The 8719-nt window shown below is 69.5% G+C and carries 8 protein-coding genes; 7 read left to right on the top strand and 1 reads right to left on the bottom strand.

Translation table 11 applies throughout. From position 1 onward, the window contains the following. The 5 genes from MKW14_RS39665 to MKW14_RS39645 all read left to right on the top strand — a co-directional run. Positions 1–1768 (top strand): ABC transporter ATP-binding protein (locus MKW14_RS39665; protein WP_276623258.1); only part of this gene is annotated, 1768 nt, incomplete at its 5' end. Between the two features lie 307 nt (positions 1769–2075). After that, complete coding sequence (locus tag MKW14_RS39660) at positions 2076–2684, top strand: toxin (protein WP_240871421.1); 609 nt, start codon at positions 2076–2078, stop codon at positions 2682–2684. Continuing rightward, entirely contained in the window at positions 2681–3877 is a 1197-nt protein-coding gene (locus MKW14_RS39655; RefSeq protein ID WP_240871420.1) for an MAB_1171c family putative transporter, read from the top strand. The genes MKW14_RS39660 and MKW14_RS39655 overlap by 4 nt, the downstream gene beginning before the upstream one ends. Positions 3878–3925: 48 nt before the next feature. Next, a complete protein-coding gene (locus MKW14_RS39650; protein ID WP_240871419.1) occupies positions 3926–5077 on the top strand; it encodes a DUF6545 domain-containing protein in 1152 nt (383 codons plus the stop codon). Between the two features lie 28 nt (positions 5078–5105). Continuing rightward, on the top strand, positions 5106–6536 hold the full coding sequence (locus MKW14_RS39645) for an NAD(P)/FAD-dependent oxidoreductase (RefSeq protein ID WP_240871417.1): 1431 nt from the start codon (positions 5106–5108) through the stop codon (positions 6534–6536). A 52-nt stretch (positions 6537–6588) separates the two neighbouring features. Here the strand turns inward: MKW14_RS39645 and MKW14_RS39640 are convergent, their stop codons facing one another. Further along, entirely contained in the window at positions 6589–7389 is an 801-nt protein-coding gene (locus tag MKW14_RS39640) for an alpha/beta fold hydrolase (protein WP_240871416.1), read from the bottom strand. A gap of 200 nt (positions 7390–7589) precedes the next feature. On the opposite strand from MKW14_RS39640, the gene MKW14_RS39635 reads away from it, so the two are divergent. Both MKW14_RS39635 and MKW14_RS39630 read left to right on the top strand, forming a co-directional pair. Further along, on the top strand, positions 7590–8003 hold the full coding sequence (locus MKW14_RS39635; RefSeq protein ID WP_240871415.1) for a peptidase: 414 nt from the start codon (positions 7590–7592) through the stop codon (positions 8001–8003). A gap of 36 nt (positions 8004–8039) precedes the next feature. Further along, complete coding sequence (locus MKW14_RS39630; RefSeq protein ID WP_240871414.1) at positions 8040–8630, top strand: hypothetical protein; 591 nt, start codon at positions 8040–8042, stop codon at positions 8628–8630. The last annotated feature ends 89 nt before the right edge of the window (positions 8631–8719 follow it).

Raw genomic sequence — 8719 nt, 5'->3', positions numbered from 1 at the left:
ATCCGTGGCCGCCCATGCAGCATCCACCCCCACGCGACACGCCCGCCTCTCCCCCGTGGCCGCCTTCCGGATCTTCTGGCCGCTGGTGAGCGTCAACCGCGCGGTGGTGCTGGTCTCGGCAGTGCTGCTGGTGGTGTCGGCCGGGTGCGACGCGGCCGCGATCGGGATCGTGGGCGTCCTGACCGACAAGGTGCTCACGCCGGGAGACCTGGCGGCCTTCTGGCAGCCCGCCGCCCTCTGGCTGGCGCTCGCCGCTGCCGGTGCGGTCGCCTCGGCCGCGGGTGGCTACCTCACCGGCTGGTGCAGCGAACACTTCCTGCTCGGTCTGCGCGACCGCATCTTCCAACACCTCCAGCGGGTACCACCCGACACCCTCGACCGCTACGGCACCGGTGACCTGGTCACCCGGCTCACGGGGGACGTCGAAGCCGTCGAGTCACTGGTGGCCTCCGCTCCCGTCGATCTGATCACCACCGTCGTGGGCGCCTTGGTGTTCGGCGCCGCGGCGTTCTGGACCAGCTGGCAACTGGCCCTGGTCACCTTCACCGTGGCGCCGCTGATCTGGTTCGGCGCCCGTGTGTTCGGCAGCCTGATGCGCTCCGCCACCCGCGATGAACGCGACAGCAACGGACGCCTCGCCTCCCTGCTCGAGGAGAGCCTGGCGAACATGCCGCTCGTGCAGGCGTACGGCCGTCAGCAGGCGGAGCGTCAGAAGGTGCACCGGGAGGGGCGGGTGTGGATGCGGGCCGGGCTGCGGCAGATCCGGCTGTCATCGGTGTACGGGTCGGCGGGCGAGTTCCTCGAGACCCTCAGCGTGCTGGCCGTGATCGGTGCCGGCGCCTGGCAGATCTCCGAGCACCACCTCAGCGTCGGCGGTCTGCTCTCCTTCGCCGCCTATCTCGGCTATCTCCAGCCCAAGCTGCAGGAACTAGGGGAACTCGCGGTCAGTGCCTCCTCCGCGACGGCCGCGTGCGAGCGCCTCGTCGAGGTACTGCGCACCGGACCGGTCGCCGACAGCACCCCGCGGCCGGACATCCCGCCGCTCGTCGATCCGGTACGCGGCGCCCTCGCCTTCCACGACGTCGGCTTCGCCTACCCCGGCGCCGCCCACCCCGTCCTGCACCGTGTCCGCCTCGACATCGCCCCCGGCACACTGCTCGCCGTCACCGGCCCCAGCGGCGCCGGGAAGTCCACCCTCGGCAAGCTCCTCCTGCGCGTGTACGAACCCTCTGAAGGGCGCATCCTGCTGGACGGCCGGGACAGCGCCCACCTGCCGGTCGACGAGGTGCGCCGGCACATCACCCTGCTGCTCCAGGACAGCATGCTCTTCGACGGCACCGTCAAGGAGAACATCGTCTACGGCCGCCCCGACGCGACGGACGAGGAGGTGGTCGCCGCCGCCATGGCCGCCGACGCCCACCACTTCGTCGACACCCTGCCCGCCGGCTACGACACCCCCGTCGGCAAACGCGGCAGCCACCTCTCCGGCGGCCAGTGCCGCAGAATCGCCCTTGCCCGGGCCATGCTGCGCACCGCACCCGTCCTGATCCTCGACGAGCCGACGGCCGGCCTCGACGACGCGTCGGCCGCCCGCATCATGGCACCGCTACGACGCCTGGCAGCAGGCCGCACGACCCTTCTCATCACCCACGACCTCCGCCTGACCGCCCAGGCCGACCTCGTCCTCCACCTGACCGACGCCACAGCCACCCTCACCACAGGCCCTCATCCGGCCAGGCCCGCCGCAGCGGAGCACGACGCGGCCTGAAGCCGGGCAGAGGGTACGGTCGCGGACGCGGACGGTGCCGCAGGCGCTTTCGGGACCGCACAACACGCGCATCCTCGGACGAAGTTGGCAGCGGTTTCGTGCGGTGGCCCTTTTGCCGTCCCACGCCGGTAAGTGCTCCGGTAAGGTCAGGGCGACGTAACCAGGGGGCAGGGATGACGGAGGGCAAATTCCTTGTTCGGTGAGGATTTTGAGCCGACGCGAGCTGCGCTGTCCCTTCACTTGCGCATCTCCCTTCCGGTCGCCGTGACGTGCGGTGTCGCCCTCCCGTCGAACCTCACGAGCTGAGATGAATCCTCTGACCGGGTTGCGCGAGTGGCGGCAGATGCGGCGCCGTGACAGGGACATGCAGCAGTTCGCCGACGTACTGATCGGTCCCATCCGCGAGCGTCTGGCCGGTGAACAGGCCGACGCGTCGGGCGGGCAGCGTCCGGCCGACCCGGAAGCCCTGTTCCAGGCCCTTGTCGAGTCCGCGAGGAAGTGGCGCGGTGATCGTCCGCTCGAGGTGCACCGAGTCCGCATTCCGCGCAAGTTCGGCGCTACCGGCATGTGGGTGGAGCGGCAGCAGCAGGACGACGTGATCATCGAGGCGGATGCCGAAGTGTGGCACCAGGCGCAGATCCTCGGCCATGAACTCTGGCATATGAGGCAGAAGGACGGGCTGACGCCCGAGCAGTTGGCGGCCGAAGCGTGCTCCCCAACCGGGTCGGGGCATCCGCACGCGGCCCAGCCGGCAGCTGCTCGGTCCCGGTTCGACGAAGATCCCGAGAAGGAAGCCGAGTTGTTCGGGATTCTCGTGGGACAGCAGATGCGGTCCCTGATGGATCGCGACGTGATCGCCGGCGACACGGCCCGCCGGATCGCCGATTCCCTCGGTTACCAGAGGAACCGCAGATGAGCGGGGCGATCAACTACATCAGTTGTGCTCTGCTGTGGATCGCGCTCCTGTTCCGCCTGCCCGATCTGGCGCGACGCCGGATCGATCCGTCCCTGCGCGCCATCATCGCCGTGCTGGGGTTCGCCTCGCTGTGCTTCCTGTTCGGGGCTCCCCCGACCGTGGCGCTCATCAACCGGCTGACCGGTGTGCCCAATATCGCCGCGCCGCTCACCTACGCGGCGATCACCGCATACAGCGCGGCCCTGCTGATCCTCATCGCTTGCTGGCGGGACGGGCCGTCCATGCGCCGTACGACCCGAAAATGGATCTACGGCTACGCGGTTGTCCTCGCGGGCATCGCCGTTCTCTTCGCCGTGGGCAGCCCGGCCGAGGAGCGGCGCACCGACTTCGACACCTATTTCGCGACGACTCCCTGGGTCGCCGAGATGATCGTGCTGTATCTGCTGGCGCATCTGACGGCCGTGACTGTCAGCGCCACATGGGCGCTGCGCTGGGCACGCGAGGAGGAGGTCCGACAGCGCCCTTGGCTTCGGGCCAGCCTGTTGACGATCGGCACCGGCACCGTGCTCAGCGCCGGCTACAGCATCTCCAAACTGGCCGCCGTCGGGGCGCGTTGGTCCGGCCAGGACTGGCCGCAACTGGGGATCTCCATTCCGCCGCTCTTTGCCGGGTTGGGTGCGCTGCTGACGGTGACGGGGGTCTTGCTGCCGCTGGCTGGGCATCACTTCTCGTCCTGGGGCGACTTCGTTCGTCTCGCCCCGCTTGATGCCGTGCTCGACCCGGTGCTGACGGAGCGCGCCCTGCGCCTGGAACGGCCTCGCTCCCCCTTTCTGTGGGCCACCTGGCGCCGCAGCACCATCCTCAACGGCCTGCACGAGATAGAAACCCTTTTCGACAAAGCGCTCTACGACCACGTCGCGGAAGCGGAGTTGAAGAGGCTGCAGGAGCGGAGCGGCCGACGCGGCCGCTCGGTGACCCCTCACGAACTGGCCGCGTCCGCCGCATGGGCGGCCACGATTGCCGCGGCGGCACAGCAGAGCATCCGGCGGCCGGCGGAACCATCCGTTGAACCGGCCCCGTTGGCACTGCCGCGCAATCCACGGATGCTGGTCCTGATCGCCGATGCCATAAGGAGATCCGAGCGTGAGTCTCACTACGCCGCTGCCGACCCCGCCCGGGCCGGATCGGCATGACGCGCGCCACCGCCTGTACCCCACAGTCGGCGCAACGGAGTTCCCGACATGAGCCTTGTCGTATATCTGGCGGCGTCGCTGTTAGTCGTGGCCGCGATGGTGATCCGCCGCTCCCGCACGACCGCTCCCACCGCGCTGACGGTTCCCACCCGGGCGACCGCGTTTCTCGGCGCCATGTGTTTCATCTGCGCGGCTCCGGCGACGCTGGCCGCCGTCAACCGCGTCACCGGGATCCCCAACGTCGGTGCGCCGCTGACCTACAGCTCCATCTCGGCCTTCAGCTGCTCGCTGATCATCCTGCTGATCCACTGGCGGGGCGGACCCACCCACCACATACGCCGGATGGTGCGCATCAGCATCGCGGTCTACGTACTGCTGATCTTCGCCATCATCGTGTTGTTCTGTCTCGCGGACGCGGACACCGAGCGCCTCACCGACCTGGACACCTACTACGCCAACACCCCGTACATGCGGGAGATGATCGTCCTCTACCTCCTGGGGCACCTGGCCAGCACCATCGTACTGAGCGTGGTGTGTCTGAAGTGGGCGCGCGATGAGGTCACCGGTCTTCTCCGCGCCGGACTCCGGCTGATCCTGGCCGGCCTGCTCCTGGACGTCATCGGATTCGAGCTGACCAAGGTCACGGCGGTCGTGGCCCGGTGGTGCGGATACGACCTCGATTTCCTGTCCACGACGGTGGCCCCGCCCGCCGCTTCCCTGGGCGCGCTGATCTACTCCGCCGGGTTCGTCCTTCCGCGTCTATCGGCTGCGGCATCGGAGAAGCAGAGCCTGGTCGACTACCGGGCGCTGCTGCCCCTGTGGACCGCGGTCAAAGACGTCACCACCACCCCCCAGGCCGCCCCTCGATGGTGGCAGTTCTGGTGGCAACTGCCCAGCCGCCGCCTTTACCTGCTCGAAGCGCGCATCCGCGACGCCCTGCTGCAGTTGGCGGCGCAGGTCGACCAGCGCGTCGGCGAGACCGCTTACTCAGCCGCGGTCGGACGTGGCGAGAGCCCCGACAGGGCCCGCATCGCCGCAGAGAAAGCGATGATCACGGATGGCATACTCCGGGCATCGGGGCGGATCGGCGGCCCTGCCGATCCGCCGGAGAAACTCCGCCTCACCATCGATCTGGTCGAGCTCGCGAACGCCGTGAGCGGAACGCAGCACGCGGCACCGGATCACGTACAGGCACAGTGAAAACGCACGACCGCAACAAGGAGTATCGGTGTCGCAAAAAGCTGTCGTGATCGGAGCGGGCATAGCCGGGCTGCTCGCCGCAGCGGCAATGTCCCGAGCGGTTCCCGAGGCGGAAATCGTGCTCCTTGACAGGGATGTGCTGCCGTCCGGTCCCGCAAACCGCCGAGGGGTTCCCCAGGGACAGCATGCCCACCTGCTCATGGCCGGCGGATCGATGGCCATGGAGAGCCTGTTCAGGGAAGACGTGCGCAAGCGCCTCTTCGAGGCAGGCGCACACGAGATCTCGCTCGCCAACGGCATGCTGGCCTACTCCCCGGACGCCGGCTGGTTCCGCCGCTACCGGCGGAACGGCTCCCGCATGATCACCTGTACGCGGGGCCTGCTGGACTGGGTGGTCCGCGAAACGCTGCTTCAGCAGACGACCAGACTCTCCATCCATCAGGCAGTGGTGGAGGGGCTGTTGGGCGACGCACAGCGCGTTCGCGGTGTCCGCATCAGCGGGGCCGACGCGACGCTGGGCAGCGAGGTGGAGGCGGACCTCGTCATCGACGCGAGCGGACGCGGCTCCCGGAACATCGAGTGGCTCACAGCCATCGGCGTCAGCGCGGTGCAGCAGAGGAAGATCGACTCCGGCCTCACCAATGCCACCCGCATCTACCGCACACCACCGGGTGCCGAGTCCTTCCCCCTGACCATGATCCAGGCAAACCCCTACAGCGGCCGGCCGGGCAGAAGCGCCATGGTCCTGCCGATCGAGGGCAACCGGTGGATGGTCAGCGCCGGCGGCACCCGAGGAGGAGAGCCGCCGAACGACACGCAGGGCTTCCTCGACTACATCGCCGGCCTTCCGCACCCGCTCGTCAGCCAACTGATCTCCGGCGCGGAGCCCCTCACCGACGTGGCGGTCAGCCGCAGCACCAGCAACGTCCGGCGCTACTTCGAGAAATCCCCGGTGTGGCCGGAGCGATTCCTTGTTCTCGGCGACGCGCTGGCCACCTTCAACCCGGCGTACGGACAGGGAATGTCCGTCGCCGCTCTGGGCGCGCACGACCTGTTCCGGGAACTGGTCCGGAGCGATGTCTCCACCCCCGGACTGTCCCGCCGCGTCCTGCTGAGCGCCGCCCGGCACGTCGACACCGCATGGTCCACCGCCGTGGCCATGGACGTCCTGTACCCGGACGTCAGAGGCGAGAAGGCGACCATCGCCGACCGTCTCGCCGCCGGTTACGCACGCCGGCTGACCCGCGCCGCGACCGGATCCTTCAACGCGGCGACGGCCCTGTGGGATGTGACCAGCTTGAAAGCCCCCGCATCGCGACTTCTGAGCCCGGCAGCCCTGTTCGCCACCCTCAATGGACCACTGCTCCCCCGGACGAACGAACCCCCGCTACAGCCCTCGGAACGACAGATCCTGCAGCGCATCATGCGCGGCAGTGAGGAACCACACGGATCCCGTTGAAACGTCGAGCAGACACTGTGGCCACGATGCCGATGTGACCGCGCCGGATTTCTCAGCCGAGGCCGTCGAGGAAACCCGAGAGGGCGGTGTGCAGGGCTTCAGGCCGTTCCAGGTGCAGGTCGTGGCCGGTGCCGGGGATGCTCATGGCCATCGTGGTGGGCCGCCGGCGGAGCATTTCGTCGACTTCGTACGCGGGGATGAAGCTGGACTGAGCCAGCACGAGCAGGGTGGGGCACGTGACCCGGCCCCACTCGTGCCAGAAGGACCGCCGGGCGTTCTCCGCCAGCGAGCGGACCATCACGTCACGGTCGAAGCGAGGGCACCATCCGCCGTCGCGTTCTTCCAGGCCCGCCGCCCAGCCTTCGCCGACGGGCCCGCCGCCGAAGAACACGGCTGCCGCTTCGCGTGAGGGGAACGGTGTCGGCCACGAGTCGAGCCATGCGCCGATGTCCGAGGGCACCTTCGGGTTCGGACCGCCGGAGCCGGCCTCGACGAGTACGAGCGCTCGGACGAGCCCGGGGTGCGCGGCTGCGGTGAGCATGGCCGTGTGCCCGCCCAAGGACTGGCCGACCAGGACGGGCCGCTCCAGTGCCAACCGGTCGACAACGGCGGTGGCGTCGGCGACGTAGGCGGCGCGGGAGACGTCCTGCGGGTGGCGCTCACTGGCGCCGTGCCCGCGCTGGTCGACCGCAACGACCCGATACCGGGAGCTCAAGCTCCGTGCCGGCACGTCCCATTCGCCCGCGTGACCGGCCAGGCCGTGCAGCAGCACGATGGGCTGTCCCGACCCGCCCCAGTCCCGGCAGGCCAGCCGGACACCGTCGCGCACCAGCACGTGCTCGGACCATGCCATGTCGGCCCCCCGGGGAATCGGCTGGCCTTGATCATGCCGCACCCCGCTCGGCGAAGGTTTGGCAGTTTGCTGGTCTGCCTCTCTCAATCTGCTGGGCTGCTGCTCGACAGCGGGTTTCTAGGGTCGTTGTCGTCCCCCGGAGATCCGCTCCCGCGGTTCTCCGAACTACCCAGCTGTTCCCAGTGTTTGGAGACATCCTGATGCGTGTTCTGCCCCGTCGTGCCCTGTTCGCCGCTCCGGTCGCCGTGCTGGCGTTCGCCCTGGTCGCCTGTGGCGGATCCGACTCCGGCTCCGACAGTTCCAAGGGCGCGGACACCCAGCAGCAGGCCCAGAGCGCGGGTGGCACCGAGGCGGCGGACCAGGCCGGCGGCGACACCGACGACAAGAAGGAGCCGCCGCTGACCGGTGACGTCAAGTCGAAGGCGGAGGCCGCCGCGCTGGCCGCCTACCCGGGCACGGTCGTGAAGTCCGAGGAGGACGCGGAGAAGCCCGGCATGTACGCGGTAGAGGTCAAGCAGGCCGACGGAACCTCGATCGAGGTCTACCTCGACAAGTCCTTCAAGGTAACCGACACCAAGAAGGAAGGCACGGAGGAGGCCGAGGGCGCCAACTGACGGCCGGGGCTGACCCGCCAGAAGGGAGAAAACCAGATGCCGCCGGGGCCCGAGCAGACCTCCCCGTCACCTACGGATGCCGAACATACGGCGATCCTGGACGCGGTTCAAGGCGCGCCGACGCCGGGCGGCTATGGCGACCGCTTCGCGGAGGACGCCTTCGACTACCCCTCCTCGAGTGCGCACTCCTGGTCCGCCGGCCCGGCCCCGACGGGCGCCGAGGAAGCGGGTGCTGAGCCGCAGGGGCCCGCCGCCGTGCCTCCTGGGCCCACGGCTCGGGCCGTGCGGAGGTCGGACGGCTGGCGGCAAGCGGCCGTCCGGCACCGGTCCGTCCTGACGGCCACTGCCGCGCTCGTCGTCGTGGGCGGTTTCACACTCGCGCTGTCCACGGTCGACGACACGGTCACCTCCCCGCCCGGCCCGGGTGGCACCGTCCAGGTGCCGGTGCCGAAGTCGCCTACCGTCCAGCCGTTTTCGCCGCCCGCGCCGGCCACCACCGAGCCGCCCGGCGACGCCGCGAGCCCGGCTGCCACACCCACGCAGAAGGGGGTGCCGGCGGGAACAGGCGAGCAGCGGGACCGCGGGGAGGGCAAAGGACGCGAGGATGGCGACGACGCCGACGGCTGACTCCCCGGCCGGCCCGCCGCCGTCCCGCCACCGCCGTCCGGCTGACGCCGTCCTCCCGTCCCCGTCAGCCGGACGGCACCTGCTTGTCC

Source organism: Streptomyces gilvus, from assembly GCF_022513565.1.
Classification (GTDB): domain Bacteria; phylum Actinomycetota; class Actinomycetes; order Streptomycetales; family Streptomycetaceae; genus Streptomyces; species Streptomyces gilvus.
This window is presented reverse-complemented; position numbering and strand designations above follow the sequence as displayed.

Coding starts and splice junctions, on each gene's coding strand:
- MKW14_RS39660 (WP_240871421.1), top strand. CDS start 2,076: ATGAATCCTCTGACCGGGTTGCGCGAGTGGCGGCAGATGCGGCGCCGT.
- MKW14_RS39630 (WP_240871414.1), top strand. CDS start 8,040: ATGCCGCCGGGGCCCGAGCAGACCTCCCCGTCACCTACGGATGCCGAA.
- MKW14_RS39635 (WP_240871415.1), top strand. CDS start 7,590: ATGCGTGTTCTGCCCCGTCGTGCCCTGTTCGCCGCTCCGGTCGCCGTG.
- MKW14_RS39650 (WP_240871419.1), top strand. CDS start 3,926: ATGAGCCTTGTCGTATATCTGGCGGCGTCGCTGTTAGTCGTGGCCGCG.
- MKW14_RS39640 (WP_240871416.1), bottom strand. CDS start 7,389: ATGGCATGGTCCGAGCACGTGCTGGTGCGCGACGGTGTCCGGCTGGCC.
- MKW14_RS39655 (WP_240871420.1), top strand. CDS start 2,681: ATGAGCGGGGCGATCAACTACATCAGTTGTGCTCTGCTGTGGATCGCG.